General features: G+C 59.1%; 20 protein-coding genes. 10 read left to right on the forward strand and 10 right to left on the reverse strand.

Translation table 11 applies throughout. The features are described from left to right. Positions 1–8 precede the first annotated feature (8 nt). Genes HU773_RS23370 through HU773_RS23390 form a run of 5 tightly spaced genes read right to left on the reverse strand, consistent with a single transcriptional unit; the run spans position 9 to position 3049 of the window. A complete protein-coding gene (locus tag HU773_RS23370) occupies positions 9–314 on the reverse strand; it encodes an STAS domain-containing protein (RefSeq protein WP_057958465.1) in 306 nt (101 codons plus the stop codon). After that, the gene (locus HU773_RS23375; protein WP_057438117.1) at positions 311–964 is read right to left on the reverse strand and encodes an MlaC/ttg2D family ABC transporter substrate-binding protein; all 654 of its coding nucleotides are present in this window, start codon (positions 962–964) and stop codon (positions 311–313) included. The genes HU773_RS23370 and HU773_RS23375 overlap by 4 nt, the downstream gene beginning before the upstream one ends. Before the next feature lie 11 nt (positions 965–975). Beyond that, positions 976–1443 (reverse strand): outer membrane lipid asymmetry maintenance protein MlaD, encoded by a 468-nt coding sequence (mlaD, locus tag HU773_RS23380; protein ID WP_057438115.1) that lies wholly within the window; start codon positions 1441–1443, stop codon positions 976–978. After that, positions 1443–2240 carry a lipid asymmetry maintenance ABC transporter permease subunit MlaE gene (mlaE, locus tag HU773_RS23385; RefSeq protein WP_029291779.1) on the reverse strand — a complete coding sequence of 266 codons (798 nt, stop codon included), beginning with the start codon at positions 2238–2240 and terminating at the stop codon, positions 1443–1445. The genes mlaD and mlaE overlap by 1 nt, the downstream gene beginning before the upstream one ends. After that, positions 2240–3049, reverse strand: coding sequence for an ATP-binding cassette domain-containing protein (locus HU773_RS23390; RefSeq protein ID WP_038443322.1), 810 nt, complete (start codon positions 3047–3049; stop codon positions 2240–2242). The genes mlaE and HU773_RS23390 overlap by 1 nt, the downstream gene beginning before the upstream one ends. A 287-nt stretch (positions 3050–3336) precedes the next feature. Between HU773_RS23390 and HU773_RS23395 the strand changes: the two genes are divergently transcribed. The 10 genes from HU773_RS23395 (at position 3337) to HU773_RS23440 (ending at position 10347) form a co-directional block, all read left to right on the forward strand. Then, positions 3337–4311: a KpsF/GutQ family sugar-phosphate isomerase gene (locus tag HU773_RS23395; protein ID WP_115128986.1), complete on the forward strand. Its 975-nt coding sequence runs from the start codon at positions 3337–3339 to the stop codon at positions 4309–4311. Next, positions 4312–4836, forward strand: coding sequence for a KdsC family phosphatase (locus HU773_RS23400; protein WP_029291786.1), 525 nt, complete (start codon positions 4312–4314; stop codon positions 4834–4836). It abuts the gene before it with no gap. 8 nt (positions 4837–4844) lie between these two features. Continuing rightward, positions 4845–5417: an LPS export ABC transporter periplasmic protein LptC gene (lptC, locus tag HU773_RS23405; RefSeq protein ID WP_057438113.1), complete on the forward strand. Its 573-nt coding sequence runs from the start codon at positions 4845–4847 to the stop codon at positions 5415–5417. After that, positions 5404–5937, forward strand: coding sequence for a lipopolysaccharide transport periplasmic protein LptA (gene lptA / locus HU773_RS23410; protein ID WP_029291790.1), 534 nt, complete (start codon positions 5404–5406; stop codon positions 5935–5937). The genes lptC and lptA overlap by 14 nt, the downstream gene beginning before the upstream one ends. Beyond that, on the forward strand, positions 5937–6662 hold the full coding sequence (lptB, locus tag HU773_RS23415) for an LPS export ABC transporter ATP-binding protein (protein ID WP_029291791.1): 726 nt from the start codon (positions 5937–5939) through the stop codon (positions 6660–6662). The genes lptA and lptB overlap by 1 nt, the downstream gene beginning before the upstream one ends. Positions 6663–6846: 184 nt before the next feature. Continuing rightward, positions 6847–8340 carry an RNA polymerase factor sigma-54 gene (locus HU773_RS23420; RefSeq protein WP_057445159.1) on the forward strand — a complete coding sequence of 498 codons (1494 nt, stop codon included), beginning with the start codon at positions 6847–6849 and terminating at the stop codon, positions 8338–8340. 75 nt (positions 8341–8415) lie between these two features. After that, entirely contained in the window at positions 8416–8721 is a 306-nt protein-coding gene (gene hpf / locus HU773_RS23425; RefSeq protein WP_032860085.1) for a ribosome hibernation-promoting factor, HPF/YfiA family, read from the forward strand. Positions 8722–8733: 12 nt separating this feature from the next. After that, positions 8734–9198 (forward strand): PTS IIA-like nitrogen regulatory protein PtsN, encoded by a 465-nt coding sequence (gene ptsN / locus HU773_RS23430; protein WP_057958463.1) that lies wholly within the window; start codon positions 8734–8736, stop codon positions 9196–9198. A gap of 2 nt (positions 9199–9200) precedes the next feature. Continuing rightward, positions 9201–10058: an RNase adapter RapZ gene (rapZ, locus tag HU773_RS23435; protein WP_057958462.1), complete on the forward strand. Its 858-nt coding sequence runs from the start codon at positions 9201–9203 to the stop codon at positions 10056–10058. 16 nt (positions 10059–10074) lie between these two features. Beyond that, the gene (locus HU773_RS23440; protein ID WP_057438107.1) at positions 10075–10347 is read left to right on the forward strand and encodes an HPr family phosphocarrier protein; all 273 of its coding nucleotides are present in this window, start codon (positions 10075–10077) and stop codon (positions 10345–10347) included. A 200-nt stretch (positions 10348–10547) separates the two neighbouring features. Here the strand turns inward: HU773_RS23440 and HU773_RS23445 are convergent, their stop codons facing one another. Genes HU773_RS23445 through HU773_RS23465 form a run of 5 tightly spaced genes read right to left on the reverse strand, consistent with a single transcriptional unit; the run spans position 10548 to position 14321 of the window. After that, complete coding sequence (locus tag HU773_RS23445; RefSeq protein ID WP_057958461.1) at positions 10548–11441, reverse strand: ZIP family metal transporter; 894 nt, start codon at positions 11439–11441, stop codon at positions 10548–10550. Between the two features lie 31 nt (positions 11442–11472). Then, positions 11473–12084 (reverse strand): superoxide dismutase, encoded by a 612-nt coding sequence (locus HU773_RS23450; protein ID WP_057958460.1) that lies wholly within the window; start codon positions 12082–12084, stop codon positions 11473–11475. A 1-nt stretch (position 12085) separates the two neighbouring features. Then, positions 12086–12529, reverse strand: a complete 444-nt coding sequence (locus tag HU773_RS23455; RefSeq protein ID WP_057958459.1) for a DUF2753 family protein — start codon at positions 12527–12529, stop codon at positions 12086–12088. A gap of 27 nt (positions 12530–12556) precedes the next feature. Further along, positions 12557–13933 (reverse strand): class II fumarate hydratase, encoded by a 1377-nt coding sequence (locus HU773_RS23460; RefSeq protein WP_186625288.1) that lies wholly within the window; start codon positions 13931–13933, stop codon positions 12557–12559. Next, complete coding sequence (locus HU773_RS23465) at positions 13926–14321, reverse strand: hypothetical protein (RefSeq protein WP_057438105.1); 396 nt, start codon at positions 14319–14321, stop codon at positions 13926–13928. Before HU773_RS23465 ends, HU773_RS23460 begins: the two co-directional genes overlap by 8 nt. Between the last annotated feature and the right edge of the window lie 134 nt (positions 14322–14455).

Below are 14455 nucleotides of genomic sequence, written 5' to 3' on the forward strand. Positions count from 1 at the left end.
AATGTGTATTAAGGATGCGCCAACAGCTCGGCCAGACCGCAAACCTGGGCAATTTCACGCATATCCTCGGGTAATGCGCGAATACTGACAGGTTTGTTGACCGCCGCGGCGTCACGTAGGAAACACAAGAGCAATGACAAGCCAACACTGCTGGACTTCACCACCGCCGAGCAATCGAGGACCAATGCCGGCGCAGTGCTGGCATTGATCAGTGCCTGGCCCTGCTTACGCAGGGCCGGCCCGGTGCTGTAGTCGAGCACGCCACTGAGGAGCAGCTCGCCGGCCTGGCCTTGACGAACAGCCGACTCAGTCATGGGGCCTGCTTCTCTGCAGCTTCTTCGGTCACTTCCTTGGCCTTGGCCACTTCGCCGGCCCAGCCATCAATGGTCTTGTCCAGGTTGTTGCCATTGCGCTGCATGGCATCGGCGAACTGATCACGGAACAGCTTGCCGATGTTGATGCCGTTGATGATCACGTTGCGCACTTTCCATTCGCCGTTGATTTTCTCAAGGGTGTAGGAAACCGGATAGATCGAGCCATTGTTGCCCTTGACCTGCATATCCACGCTGGTGCGGTTGCCAGACTCATCCTTGGCCGGGGAAACGACGATACCCTGATTGTTGTATTCCAGCAGGGCGTTGCCGTAGAACTGCATCAGGCTGCGCTTGAAGTTTTCCTGGAAGCGCTGCATCTGCGCAGGCGTAGCTTTACGCGAATACTTGACGGTCATGATGCTGCGCGAGATGCCGTCAGCGTCGACCACCGGACCCACGATACCGTTGAGGGCATCGTAGAACGCGCTTGGGCTCTGCTTGTACTGTTCCTTGTTCGCGGCAAGGTCAGCCAGCAGCTCTTTGGTGGTTCTATCAATAATGTCGTGCGCCGAAGGTGCCGCCACGGCGTTAGCCATCAATGGCAAGGCTGCCAACAGCACCAACAGGCCACGTCGCAAGGTTGAGATCATGAACAAACTCCTCATTTGGCGTCTTTACTAACCGTATTAAGCAGGAATTTACCGATCAGGTCCTCTAATACCAACGACGACTGTGTGTCATGAATGGTCGAACCATCCTTGAGCAAGGCTTCTTCCCCGCCCACGCTGATACCGATGTACTTCTCGCCCAGCAGACCGGCCGTGAGGATGGACGCTGTGGAGTCAGTCGGCAGGTTATCTACCTTCTTGTCCAGTTGCAGGGTCACGCGGCCGGTGAAGCTGTCGCGGTCCAGATCGATTGCTGTGACCTTGCCGATGGTCACACCGGCCATGGTCACTTTGGATCTGACCGTCAAACCGGCGATATTGTCGAAGTAGGCGTAAAGTTTATAGGTATCGGCGCCCGAACTGGCCGACAAGCCGCTGACTCGCAGGGCGAGCAACAGCAAAGCCAGGATGCCAGCCAACAAGAAAAGGCCTACACCGATTTCCACAGTGCGGTTTTGCATCAGAAATCTCCAAACATCAAGGCGGTCAAAATGAAGTCAAGGCCCAGTACCGCCAGCGAGGCGTACACAACGGTCTTGGTAGTGGCTCGACTGATCCCTTCTGAAGTGGGTTCACAGTCATAGCCCTGGAATACGGCGATCCAAGTCACGACGAAGGCGAAGACGATGCTCTTGATAATGCCATTGAGCACGTCACCGCTGAAGGTCACGCTGTTTTGCATGTTGGCCCAGTAGGAGCCGTCGTAGACCCCCAGCCAGTCCACCGCCACCCACGAACCGCCCCAGATCCCGACCACGCTGAAAATCATTGCCAGCAGTGGCAGGGAGATGAAGCCGGCCCACAGGCGCGGGGCAACAATGTACTTGAGCGGGTCCACGCCGATCATTTCCAGGCTGGACAGTTGCTCGGTGGCCTTCATGTTGCCGATCTCGGCGGTCAACGCAGAGCCGGCGCGACCGGCAAACAGCAAGGCGGTGACCACCGGCCCCAGCTCACGCAGCAGCGTCAGTGCAACCATCTGCCCCACCGCCTGCTCGGAACCGTAGCTGGACAGGATATTGAAGCCCTGCAACGCCAGCACCATGCCGATGAACACCCCGGAGACCACAATGATCACCAGGGACATCACGCCCACCGAGTGCAGTTGCTTGAGCAGCAAGCCAAAACCACCGCCGATACCACCGCGGCCCAGCAAGGCGTGAAACAGGAAAATCGTCGAACGCCCGAGCACTTCGACAATGTCGATGCCGGAACGACCGAAAAGGCGCACCTTCTCGATTAAAGATGTCTTGCGCATCAGCGCTTCCCCAGAAGATCTGCGCGGTAATCCGCTGCCGGAAAATGAAAAGGCACCGGGCCATCAGGGTCGCCGGTCATGAATTGGCGAATACGCGGGTTATCGGCGTTCATCAGTTCTTCAGGCGTGCCCTGCCCCAATACCTGGCCATCGCCGACGACATAGAGGTAGTCGGCAATGCTCGCGGTTTCGGCCAAGTCATGGGACACCACGATGCTGGTGATACCCAGCGCGTCATTGAGCAGGCGGATCAGGCGCACCAATACGCCCATGGCGATAGGGTCCTGGCCGACGAACGGCTCGTCATACATGAGAATCTGCGGGTCGAGGGCAATCGCCCGCGCCAGAGCCACGCGCCGCTTCATACCACCAGAAAGCTCATCCGGCATCAGGTCGATGGCACCGCGAAGCCCTACGGCCTGCAGCTTCAACAACACAATGTCACGGATCATTTCTTCCGACAGTTGGGTATGCACCCGCAGCGGGAACGCGACGTTTTCGAAAACGTCGAGGTCGGTGAACAGTGCACCGCTCTGGAACAGCACACCCATGTGCTTGCGCGCATCGAACAGATCGCTGCGCGACAGGGTCGGCAGGTTCTGGCCATTGACCCAGACTTCCCCGGCGGTAGGCCGCAGTTGCATGCCCATCAGGCGCAGCAGGGTCGTCTTGCCGCAGCCGGAAGGGCCCATGATGCCCGTCACCTTGCCGCGGGGAATGCGAATATCGACATTATTGAAGATGCTGCGCGTACCGCGCTTGAAGGAAAGACCCTTCAGCTCGACCGCGTAGGCGTTATCGGCACTCATCTAAACTCCTTGGGATGCAGCTTCTCACTCAGACACCATGCTTGGGACAACTGCTTGCGACAGTTAGACACATGTGCGCTGCGCGGACCGAACTGGCGGCGAACTATATCACTGCTGACATAAAGCGCCCAAGGCCGGAGCTGTGCTTGTTCAGAAAGAGGACAGGTAATTGCGCATTTGAGAGCGATCTCACTCTTAAGTAGAACAACGCCTGACGAACTTGCGTGAGGGAATTGATCATTACCGCTATAATCGCCGACTTTTCGTCAGGCTATACGATTTCAGACATGAGCCAATCCAGCGACCTTATTCAATCCGCACAACGCACCATCCGCCTCGAGCTTGAAGCCGTAGAAGGCTTGCTGGCCCATATCGACGCAGATTTCGTACGCGCCTGCGAGATGATCCTGGCCAGTAAAGGCCGGGTTGTCGTGGTCGGCATGGGCAAGTCAGGCCATGTCGGCAACAAGATTGCCGCCACCCTGGCCAGTACCGGCACCACGGCATTTTTCGTGCACCCGGCCGAAGCCAGCCATGGTGACATGGGCATGATCACCCGCGATGACGTGATCCTCGCCCTGTCCAACTCAGGCACCACCAACGAAATCGTGACCCTGCTGCCCCTGATCAAGCGCCTGGGCATCAAGCTGATCAGCATGACCGGCAACCCGGACTCGACGCTGGCCAAGGCCGCCGAAGTGAACCTGAATGTACATGTAGCCCATGAGGCCTGCCCGCTTAACCTGGCGCCCACCTCCTCCACCACCGCCGCCCTGGTCATGGGCGACGCGCTGGCCGTGGCCCTGCTGGAAGCCCGTGGTTTTACCGCCGAAGACTTCGCCTTTTCCCACCCCGGTGGCGCCCTCGGCCGTCGCCTGCTGCTGAAAGTGGAAAACGTGATGCATGCGGGTGACGAGCTGCCACAGGTACAACGTGGCACCCTGCTCAAGGATGCCTTGATGGAAATGACCCGCAAGGGCCTGGGCATGACCGTGATCCTCGAGGCCGACGGGCGCCTGGCCGGGGTCTTCACCGACGGTGACCTGCGTCGCACCCTGGACCGCACCATTGATATCCATACCGCCACCATTGATCAAGTCATGACCCCTCACGGCAAGACCGCCCGCGCCGAAATGCTCGCGGCTGAAGCCCTGAAGATTATGGAAGACCACAAGATCGGCGCCCTGGTGGTGGTCGATGATGCCGATCACCCGATTGGCGCCCTGAACATGCACGATTTGCTGCGCGCGGGAGTGATGTAAATGAACACCGACCTGTTGCAACGGGGCAAGGCCATCAAACTGGCGATTTTCGACGTGGATGGCGTGCTGACCGACGGTCGCCTGTACTTCCTCGAAGACGGCAGCGAATTCAAGACGTTCAATACCCTGGACGGCCAGGGCATCAAGATGCTGATGGCCTCTGGCGTACAAACCGCGATCATCAGTGGTCGCAAGACCCCGGTCGTGGAGCGCCGCGCACAAAACCTGGGGATTCCTTACCTCTACCAGGGCCGTGAGGATAAACTCGTGGTTCTGGACGAGCTTCTTGGCAAACTCAACCTAAGCTATGAGCAGGTCGCCTATCTGGGCGATGATTTGCCTGACTTGCCGGTGATTCGCCGCGTCGGCCTGGGCATGGCTGTAGCCAATGCCGCGTCGTTTGTTCGCGAACACGCCCACGGCATTACCCAGGCCCGTGGCGGCGAAGGCGCCGCCCGCGAGTTCTGCGAACTGATCCTGCGAGCCCAGGGCAGCCTTGAAGCGGCCCACGCCGCCTACTTATAGAGCCCTCTATGCTGAGTAAAAAGATTCGCAACTTCCTGATATTCGGAGCCATCGCCGCGCTGTTCCTCGCTGTGGGCTACTGGAATATCAGCCCGGAGCGCTTCCTCGACCAGCCTGTTGCGCAGGTCGACCAGGGCGCTATCGACTATTACGCCACCAACGCCTACAGCGTGCAGTTCCTGCCTGACGGCAAGGTGCAATACGAAATGACGTCGGACAAGGTCGAACACCTGAAGGCTTCCGAGGTCACATTGCTGACCAATCCGGACCTGAACCTGTATCGCGGCACCGAATTCCCGTGGCACGTCACCAGCAAGCGTGGCGAGGTCAACCCGGACGGCACCGAAGTGGAACTGATCGACTCGGTGCGTGTTGCGCGCACCGACGCCCAGAAGCGCGACACCATCATTACCAGCAGTCGCATGACCGTATTCCCACAGAAGCAATATGCGCAGACCGAGCAAGACGTTAGAATCGACGGCGCTGGCGGTGTATCGACTGGCAAGGGAATGAAAGCGTATTTGAAAGAAAGCAGGATACACCTGCTATCGAACGTAAGAGGACAGTATGAGGCTCGTTAAAACCCTCCCTATTTTGCTCGGTCTGGGCGCAGCACTGGGAAGCGTGAGCGCCTGGGCTCTGCCGAACGATAGCCAGCAACCGATCCACATCCAGGCTGACGATGCGCAGTTGGATGACAAGCAAGGTATCGCGACCTACAAGGGCGACGTCATCATCACCCAAGGTTCGATGAAGATTACCGGTAACACCGTGACCCTGACCCGTACCCCGGCCGGCGACATCGACGTCGTGACTTCGGTGGGCAACCTTGCCTATTTCGAACAGAAGCAAAACGCCGCCGATCCAGGTCCGATCAAAGGCTATGGCGTGACCATCCAGTATCACGCGCCGCAGAACCGTATCGTACTGACTGACCGCGCCAAAGTGATCAGCAGCGACGGCAACTCGACCGAAGGCGAGAAAATCGTCTATGACACCGTCAAGCAAGTCGCCACCGCCGGCCGCGCCAATGGCACCAAGGTCACTGCGCCACGTCCGCGCATCGACATGGTTATCCAGCCGAAGAAGAAGGCCCAGTAATGGCAACCCTGAAAGCCCAGCATCTGGCCAAGGCCTATAAAAGCCGTCAGGTCGTGCGCGACGTCAGCCTGTCGATCGACAGCGGCCAGATCGTCGGCCTGCTTGGCCCCAATGGTGCCGGCAAGACCACCTGCTTCTACATGATCGTCGGCCTGGTCCAGGCGGACCAGGGCCGTGTATTGATCGACGACCTGGACGTCAGCCACCAGCCCATGCACGGCCGTGCGCGGGCCGGTATCGGCTATCTCCCCCAGGAGGCGTCGATCTTCCGCAAACTGTCAGTGTCCGACAACATCATGGCGATCCTGGAAACCCGCAAGGAACTGGATCGCGACGGACGCCGCCAGGAACTGGAAAGCCTGCTGCAGGAGTTCCACATCAACCATATTCGCGACAACCTCGGCATGAGCCTGTCCGGCGGCGAGCGTCGCCGCGTGGAAATCGCCCGCGCCCTGGCCACCGCACCGAAGTTCATCCTGCTGGACGAACCCTTCGCCGGTGTCGACCCGATTTCGGTAGGCGACATCAAGCAGATCATCCATCACCTCAAGGCCAAGGGGATCGGCGTGCTGATCACCGACCACAACGTGCGTGAGACCCTGGATATCTGCGAAACCGCGTATATCGTCAACGACGGCCAACTGATTGCCGAAGGCGACTCCGCCACCATCCTGGCCAACGAACTGGTCAAGGAAGTGTATCTGGGGCACGAGTTCCGCCTGTAAACACTGGGGTGTCAGGACATTCGCCATCAGGCGCGGGAGTCAATAAAAACCTTATTGTTTTTATTGTTACCGCGCTCTAGGCAAAGCCCCCGATATCAGGCATATAATTTGCTTATGTTTGGCGCTCACGCGCCCTGTCGTGGATGGCGCATTGCGCCGGCGAATAAGGTGTTAAGCCCCTGCCATGAAACCATCGCTAGTCCTGAGAATGGGCCAGCAGCTGACGATGACACCGCAGCTGCAACAGGCCATCCGCCTGCTCCAATTGTCGACCCTGGACCTGCAACAGGAAATCCAGGAGGCCCTGGAGTCCAACCCGATGCTCGAACGCCAGGAAGAAGGCGACGACTTCGATAATGCCGACCCACTGGCCGACAACATAGAGCAAAAACCCAATCCCGACGTCCAGGAGCCGTCCTACCAGGAAACCGCACCCACGGTGGATAACCTGGAAGAAGGCGAATGGAACGAACGTATTCCCAATGAACTGCCGGTGGATACGGCCTGGGAAGATGTCTACCAGACCAGCGCCAGCAGCCTGCCCAGCAACGACGATGACGAGTGGGACTTCACCACCCGCACCTCCGTCGGCGAAAGCCTGCAGAGCCACTTGCTGTGGCAACTGAACCTTGCCCCGATGTCCGACACCGATCGCTTGATCGCGGTGACCCTGATCGACTGCATCAACAATCAGGGCTATCTGGACGAGACCCTCGAAGAAATCCTCGAGGCTTTCGACCCGGAACTGGACATCGAGCTGGACGAAATCGAGGCGGTCCTGCACCGCATCCAGCAGTTCGAGCCCGCCGGCATCGGCGCGCGCAACCTCAGCGAGTGCCTGTTGCTGCAACTGCGCCAACTGCCCGCCAAGACACCGTGGCTGGCCGAAGCCCAACGCCTGGTCACCGACTATATCGACCTGCTGGGCAGCCGCGACTACAGCCAGTTGATGCGTCGGATGAAGCTCAAGGAAGATGACCTGCGCCAGATCATCGAACTGGTACAGAGCCTCAACCCGCGTCCCGGCTCGCAGATCGAGTCCAGCGAAGCCGAGTATGTCGTCCCCGACGTGATCGTGCGCAAGGACAACGAGCGCTGGCTGGTGGAGCTGAACCAGGAATCAGTGCCGCGCCTGCGGGTCAACCCGCAATACGCAGGTTTTGTACGCCGGGCCGACACCAGCGCCGACAACACCTTCATGCGCAATCAGTTGCAGGAGGCTCGCTGGTTCATCAAGAGCCTGCAAAGCCGCAACGAGACCCTGATGAAAGTGGCCACCCAGATCGTCGAGCATCAGCGCGGCTTCCTGGAATATGGCGACGAGGCGATGAAACCGTTGGTGCTGCATGACATTGCCGAAGCAGTGGGCATGCACGAATCGACCATTTCCCGGGTCACCACCCAAAAATTCATGCATACCCCACGGGGTATATATGAGCTGAAATACTTTTTCTCCAGCCACGTCAGCACCTCCGAAGGCGGTGAATGCTCGTCCACGGCGATCCGCGCGATCATCAAAAAACTGGTTGCGGCGGAAAATCAGAAAAAGCCGTTGAGTGACAGCAAGATCGCTGGTTTACTGGAGGCACAAGGCATTCAGGTCGCCCGTCGAACCGTCGCCAAGTACCGCGAGTCCCTTGGGATCGCGCCTTCCAGCGAGCGTAAGCGATTGATGTGACGGGCGGGCCATAGCGTTCCAGTGGCGGGTACTCCTACCCGCCGCTTTATGCACTGGCAACGAAGGAGAAGCTGTATGCAAGTCAACATCAGTGGACACCAACTGGAAGTGACCGAACCGCTGCGCGCCTACATCAGCGAGAAACTCAAACGAATTGAGGGGCATTTCGACAAGATCACCAATGTGCAAGTCATCATGTCTGTCGAAAAGCTGAAGCAGAAAATCGAAGCCACCTTGCGTATACCCGGCGGGGAAGTAGTCGCCAATGCAGAGCATTCAGACATGTATGCCGCCATTGACGACCTGACCGACAAGCTGGATCGCCAAATCAAAAAGCATAAGGAAAAGCAGCAGAGCCTTCTTCAAGGCACAGGCCGCTAACACTCCCCACCCATGATTCGACTTGAAACCATCCTGACCCCCGGCCGTTCACTCGTGAACGCGCCGGGTGGCAGTAAAAAGAAAGCCCTCGAACAGATTGCCAACCTGATCAGCCGCGAAGTGCCTGAGCTGGTGATGCAAGATGTATACGAGGCTCTGATTGCTCGTGAAAAACTCGGTTCGACCGGTTTTGGCAACGGCATCGCTATTCCTCATTGCCGCCTAAAAGGCTGTGAAACACCGGTGAGCGCCCTGTTGCACCTGGACGCCCCCACTGATTTCGACGCTATCGACGGCGCCCCGGTTGACCTGCTGTTCGTCCTGCTGGTCCCGGAAGCGGCCACCGATGCACACCTGGAACTGCTCCGGCAGATCGCCAGCATGCTTGACCGTGACGAAGTACGTAAGAAACTGCGTAGCGCCAGCACCAATGAAGCGCTGTATCAGGTTGTCCTGGATGAACAAAGCGGGCAGTAATCATGCGTTTGATCATCGTCAGCGGGCGTTCCGGCTCAGGTAAAAGTACGGCCCTCAATGTGCTTGAGGACAGTGGTTTCTATTGCATAGACAACTTGCCGGCCGGCCTGCTGCCCGAGCTGGCAGAACGTGCGCTGATCCATACCGAGCTGGCACAACCGCTGGTGGCCGTGTCCATTGACGCACGCAACCTGCCCAGCCACCTCACGCGTTTCCCGGAATTGCTCGAAGAGGTACGCGCCAAGCATATCCATTGCGACGTGCTGTACCTGGATGCCGACGAAGAAACGCTGCTCAAGCGCTTTTCGGAAACCCGTCGCCGCCACCCACTGAGCAGCCCGCACCGCTCGCTGGCCGAAGCCATCGAGGACGAGACCAAGCTGCTGGGGCCGATCATTGACCTGGCCGACCTCAAGATCAACACCACCAGCCTGAACCTTTACCAACTGCGTGACGCCATCAAGCTGCGCCTGCTGAACCAGCCGGAACCCGGCACCGCGTTCCTTGTTGAGTCCTTTGGCTTCAAGCGGGGCATGCCGATAGACGCCGACCTGGTATTTGACGTGCGTTGCCTGCCCAATCCTTACTGGAAGCCGGAACTGCGCGACCAGTCCGGGCTGGACCAACCGGTTGCCGATTACCTGGCGGCGCAACCGGATGTCGAGGAGATGTTCCAGGACATCTCCAGCTACCTGCTCAAGTGGCTACCGCGCTTTGCGGCCAGCAACCGGGCCTATGTCACCATCGCTATCGGCTGTACCGGCGGGCATCACCGCTCCGTCTACCTGACCGAGCGCCTGGGCCAGGTCTTGCAGCAAACCCTCAAGAATGTCCAGGTTCGCCACCGCGACCTCAGCTGAAAGGAACACCTTCGCGATGCCCGCTCTGGAAATTGAAATCATCAACAAACTGGGCTTGCATGCCCGCGCGTCGGCCAAGTTCGTCGGAGTTGCGGGCCAGTTTCCTTGCCAGGTGCGTGCCGGGCGTACGCCAGAGTCCATGGTCGATGGCAAAAGCATCATGGCCATGATGATGCTTGCCGCAGGCAAGGGCACGACGATTCATCTGAAGACCGAAGGTGAGCAGGAACAGGAAGCGCTGGATGCGCTGGTGAAGTTGATCAACAACTACTTCGATGAAGGCGAATAGCCCTTCTTTCCTGAATGCAGCACAAATCAATGTGGGAGTGGGCTTGCCCGCGATAGCTGGGAGTCAGTCGATACATACTTGACTGATACACCGCTATCGCGGGCAAGCCCGCTCCCACATTTTTTATGCCGAGGTGTCTGCATCGCAAGCAAGCCAGCTCCCACACTAGCCAGCTGCCACATTGCTTTTTGCGTTAGGCATCAGCCCAGCGCTGTATCCATGGCCATCATCAGGCAAAACCCGATGCACAACCCCAGGCTGGCAAGTTTGTCATGGCCATTGCGTCGCGACTCGGGGATTACTTCGTGAGTCACCACCAGTAGCATCGCCCCGGCCGCAAGGGCCAAACCCAGAGGCAGCAGCATCTCGGCCAGGCTGACCAGCCAGGCACAGAGCACGGCAAACACCGGCTCTACCAGGCCGGATGCCGCCCCAATCAGGAATGCCTTGACCCGCGACATCCCCGCCCCTGCCAGCACCAGCGCAATCACCAGCCCTTCCGGCACATCCTGCAAGGCAATGCCCATGGCCAGGCTGTCGGCATCGGGCATACCGCCACCCGCCGAGACGCCTACCGCCATGCCTTCGGGAATATTGTGGGCAATGATCGCGAACACAAACAGCCAGATACGCGGCGGGATCACCGGTTTATCGGGCGTACCGACCAGCATCTCCGGGCTGGCACCGGAGACCTTGCGGTCCACCAGAAACAGGCCGAAGGCACCGAGCATGATGCCGAAGCTGACCAGGCCGCTGGACGCCCAGGGAGTGAGCCCCAGGTTTTCGGCGGCGGCGACCCCTGGCACGACCAGCGAAAACGCGGTCGCCGCGAGCATCACGCCAGCACCGAAGCCCAGCAACGTATCGCTGACCGCTAACGGCATCCGCCGGATCACCAGCACCGGCACCGCCCCCAGCGCCGTACCCAGGGCGCAGATTGCGCCACCTTGCAGTGCGCGCAGGATCCGCGGCTCCAGGTTCAGCCAGGCCAGCCCGTGGGCCACCAGCAATGCCATTCCCGCCAACAGCAGCAGCGAGCCAAACGCATAACGAAACATTCGTACGCTGCTGATCGCCAGTGTTTCAGTGCCCATAGTCGGCCTTAAGTCTTGTTATGAAAGGTCATTAAGCGAGGGCCGCCTGGTAGCGCTCAGCGACTTCCGGCCAGTTGATAACACTGTAGAAGGCGTTGATGTATTCAGGACGGCGGTTCTGATAAAGCAGGTAGTAGGCGTGCTCCCACACGTCCAGACCGAGGATCGGCGTATTGCCATTCATCAACGGGCTGTCCTGGTTGCCACTGCTCTCGACTACCAGGGTCTTTTGCGGGGTCACGCTCAACCAGGCCCAGCCACTGCCGAAGCGGGTCAGCGCAGCTTTGGTAAAGGCCTCCTTGAAGGCGTCAAAGCCACCCAACTGCTCATCAATCGCCTGGCCCAGGGCACCTTCGGGCTTGCCGCCGCCCTTGGGCGACATGACTGCCCAGAACAATGAGTGGTTGGCATGCCCGCCCCCCTGGTTAATCACCGCTGCGCGCAGCTTTTCCGGCAGTTGCTGGACGCTGGAGACCAGTTTCTCGATGGGCCAGCCAGCAAACTCAGTACCTTCGACCGCCGCATTGAGGTTATTGATGTAGGTCTGGTGGTGTTTGGTGTAGTGGATTTCCATGGTTTGCGCATCGATATGCGGCTCCAGGGCATCGTAGGCGTAAGGCAAGGCAGGCAAGGTGTAGGACATATCAATGTGCTCCATAAAAAGGGCTGTTGCGGGTCGGCGCATCCGTCGACGCCGTATGGCTGCCTAGCAAGCGATGGGTACGGGGGTATTCGCCGTGATCGCTGATGAAATTCAACAGTTCGACGTAGGTCTTGCTGCTCTGGCGCAAGGCCGCCTCGCGCAGTGGCTGAGGCAGCCGGGTGTCCTGCATGGTCTGCAGCAAGCGCTGGTGAATGGCGCAGAGGTATTCCGCGCTTTCTTCCGGCTGGTTCAGGCGCAGGTGCAGGTCCGCCAGGTTGTGATGGGAAATGACGCAAGCGGCTACGGCTTCGTCGGCATCACCCCAGCGCTCGAACAACACTTGGGCCAGGGCCAGGGCTTGCAGGTAATGCTCGCGGGCATCCACCAGTTCGCCCTGCATAAAGCAGTGATTGGCCCGTTCGATCGTGCGTTTCCAATGCTCCATGGTGAGCCTCCAAAGCAGGGTCGGTGATTACACGCCACCCGCCGTGAGCTTTTCCGGATCCAGGAGGATTTCCAGTTGGCTGCGGGGCAAGTCGGTGTGCTCAAGCGCCACATCAATCACCGGCCGGCCTTGTTGATAGGCTTTCTTGGCGATTTCAGCGGCCTTTTGGTAACCAATGATCGGGTTGAGTGCGGTAACCAGGATCGGGTTACGCGACAGCGCTTCCTTGAGCTTGGGTTCGTTGACCTTGAAGCTGGCGATGGCCTTGTCTGCCAGCAGACGGCTGGAGTTGGCCAACAGTTCCAGGCTGCTGAGCAGGTTCTGGGCGATGATCGGCAGCATCACGTTGAGTTCGAAGTTGCCGGACTGACCGGCGATGGTGATTACGCTGTCATTGCCGATCACCTGGGCCGCGACCATGGCCGTAGCCTCTGGAATCACCGGGTTGACCTTGCCCGGCATGATCGACGAGCCCGGCTGCAGACCTTCGAGTTCGATTTCACCGAGACCGGCAAGGGGGCCGGAGTTCATCCAGCGCAGGTCGTTGGCGATTTTCATCAGCGACACGGCAATCGCTTTGAGTTGGCCGGAGACGGCAACGGCGGTGTCCTGGGAGCCGATCAGAGCAAACAGGTTCTTGCCCGGAGTGAACTGCACCTGGGTCAGGCTGCTCAACTGCTGACTGAAACGCGCAGCAAACTCAGGATGCGCGTTGATCCCGGTGCCAACGGCCGTGCCGCCCTGAGCCAGGGCCTGCAGGCTTGGCAGCAAGCCCTGCAAGTGCGCGATATTGGCCTTGAGTTGCTGCGCCCACCCTTCAAGCACCTGGCTCATGCGTACCGGCATGGCGTCCATCAGGTGAGTACGCCCGGTCTTGATGAACGGATGAACTTCCACCGCCTTGCGCTCGATCACTGCAACCAGATGCAGCAACGCCGGCAACGTCTGTTCATGCAGCACCAACGCGGCGCTGACGTGAATGGTGGTCGGGATGATGTCGTTGCTGCTTTGCCCGCAATTGACGTGGTCATTGGGGTTGACCGGCTCGCCCAGCAGGCGGCTGGCCAGGGTCGCAATCACTTCGTTGGCGTTCATGTTGGAGCTGGTGCCGGAGCCGGTCTGGAAAATATCCACCGGGAAGTGCTGCATGAAGTCGCCTTCCAGCAAGCCTTGGGCGGCGTCGACGATGGCTTTGCCCTGACTTGCGCTGATCTGCTTGAGATCGACGTTGGCCCTGGCGGCGGCGGCCTTGGCCAAGATCAGGGCGCGGATGAACTGGGTCGGCATGCGCTGGTGGCTGATCGGGAAGTTATCCACTGCACGCTGGGTTTGCGCGCCATACAACGCGTCGGCCGGTACCTGTAGTTCGCCCATGCTGTCGCGTTCTATACGGGTGTTACTCATCGGAAGATCCTTGCACCAAGTCGGAGTGAGAAATCGAAGGTTGCAGTTCGCAAGTCGCCAATTGCCAGGCAAAGGTCTGCCAGCGCTTGAGGCGGCAGGCACAGTGAGACAGGTTTTCCAGGTCGCGCAGCGGGCGCCAGGCCTGGTCCAGGCACGTGGAGCGCCAATGCCAGGGCAAGGCGATATCGGTGGCAGTGTCGAGCAGCAGACGGAACGAGGTCTCGGCGATGGTCCACGGGTGCGTGGCCGTGCAACAGGCCAGATAGCGGCCTTCGCTGAGGTAGTGTTCGATCAGGCGCGGCTCGTCAGGGTTGAGCCCGCAGCGAATCTGACGACTCATCCAGCGCCAGCTTTCCAGGTAGGGATCCTCGTGCAGGACAGAACTCATGACCCATGCTCACTCGATAATGATATTTATTATTAAATGATATTGAGAATCAAAACAAGCTATTGAACCGATACCTTTGTCGGCCTTGTGATATTCCAGGCAAAAAAAAGCGCCACCCTGGGGTGGCGCTGTTG

The organism is Pseudomonas shahriarae, from assembly GCF_014268455.2.
Lineage (GTDB): Bacteria > Pseudomonadota > Gammaproteobacteria > Pseudomonadales > Pseudomonadaceae > Aquipseudomonas > Aquipseudomonas shahriarae.

Excerpts from the sequence above, each read along its gene's own strand:
- HU773_RS23370 (WP_057958465.1), bottom strand. The coding sequence starts at position 314 with ATGACTGAGTCGGCTGTTCGTCAAGGCCAGGCCGGCGAGCTGCTCCTC.
- HU773_RS23375 (WP_057438117.1), bottom strand. The coding sequence starts at position 964 with ATGATCTCAACCTTGCGACGTGGCCTGTTGGTGCTGTTGGCAGCCTTG.
- mlaD (WP_057438115.1), bottom strand. The coding sequence starts at position 1,443 with ATGCAAAACCGCACTGTGGAAATCGGTGTAGGCCTTTTCTTGTTGGCT.
- mlaE (WP_029291779.1), bottom strand. The coding sequence starts at position 2,240 with ATGCGCAAGACATCTTTAATCGAGAAGGTGCGCCTTTTCGGTCGTTCC.
- HU773_RS23390 (WP_038443322.1), bottom strand. The coding sequence starts at position 3,049 with ATGAGTGCCGATAACGCCTACGCGGTCGAGCTGAAGGGTCTTTCCTTC.
- HU773_RS23395 (WP_115128986.1), top strand. The coding sequence starts at position 3,337 with ATGAGCCAATCCAGCGACCTTATTCAATCCGCACAACGCACCATCCGC.
- HU773_RS23400 (WP_029291786.1), top strand. The coding sequence starts at position 4,312 with ATGAACACCGACCTGTTGCAACGGGGCAAGGCCATCAAACTGGCGATT.
- lptC (WP_057438113.1), top strand. The coding sequence starts at position 4,845 with ATGCTGAGTAAAAAGATTCGCAACTTCCTGATATTCGGAGCCATCGCC.
- lptA (WP_029291790.1), top strand. The coding sequence starts at position 5,404 with ATGAGGCTCGTTAAAACCCTCCCTATTTTGCTCGGTCTGGGCGCAGCA.
- lptB (WP_029291791.1), top strand. The coding sequence starts at position 5,937 with ATGGCAACCCTGAAAGCCCAGCATCTGGCCAAGGCCTATAAAAGCCGT.
- HU773_RS23420 (WP_057445159.1), top strand. The coding sequence starts at position 6,847 with ATGAAACCATCGCTAGTCCTGAGAATGGGCCAGCAGCTGACGATGACA.
- hpf (WP_032860085.1), top strand. The coding sequence starts at position 8,416 with ATGCAAGTCAACATCAGTGGACACCAACTGGAAGTGACCGAACCGCTG.
- ptsN (WP_057958463.1), top strand. The coding sequence starts at position 8,734 with ATGATTCGACTTGAAACCATCCTGACCCCCGGCCGTTCACTCGTGAAC.
- rapZ (WP_057958462.1), top strand. The coding sequence starts at position 9,201 with ATGCGTTTGATCATCGTCAGCGGGCGTTCCGGCTCAGGTAAAAGTACG.
- HU773_RS23440 (WP_057438107.1), top strand. The coding sequence starts at position 10,075 with ATGCCCGCTCTGGAAATTGAAATCATCAACAAACTGGGCTTGCATGCC.
- HU773_RS23445 (WP_057958461.1), bottom strand. The coding sequence starts at position 11,441 with ATGGGCACTGAAACACTGGCGATCAGCAGCGTACGAATGTTTCGTTAT.
- HU773_RS23450 (WP_057958460.1), bottom strand. The coding sequence starts at position 12,084 with ATGTCCTACACCTTGCCTGCCTTGCCTTACGCCTACGATGCCCTGGAG.
- HU773_RS23455 (WP_057958459.1), bottom strand. The coding sequence starts at position 12,529 with ATGGAGCATTGGAAACGCACGATCGAACGGGCCAATCACTGCTTTATG.
- HU773_RS23460 (WP_186625288.1), bottom strand. The coding sequence starts at position 13,933 with ATGAGTAACACCCGTATAGAACGCGACAGCATGGGCGAACTACAGGTA.
- HU773_RS23465 (WP_057438105.1), bottom strand. The coding sequence starts at position 14,321 with ATGAGTTCTGTCCTGCACGAGGATCCCTACCTGGAAAGCTGGCGCTGG.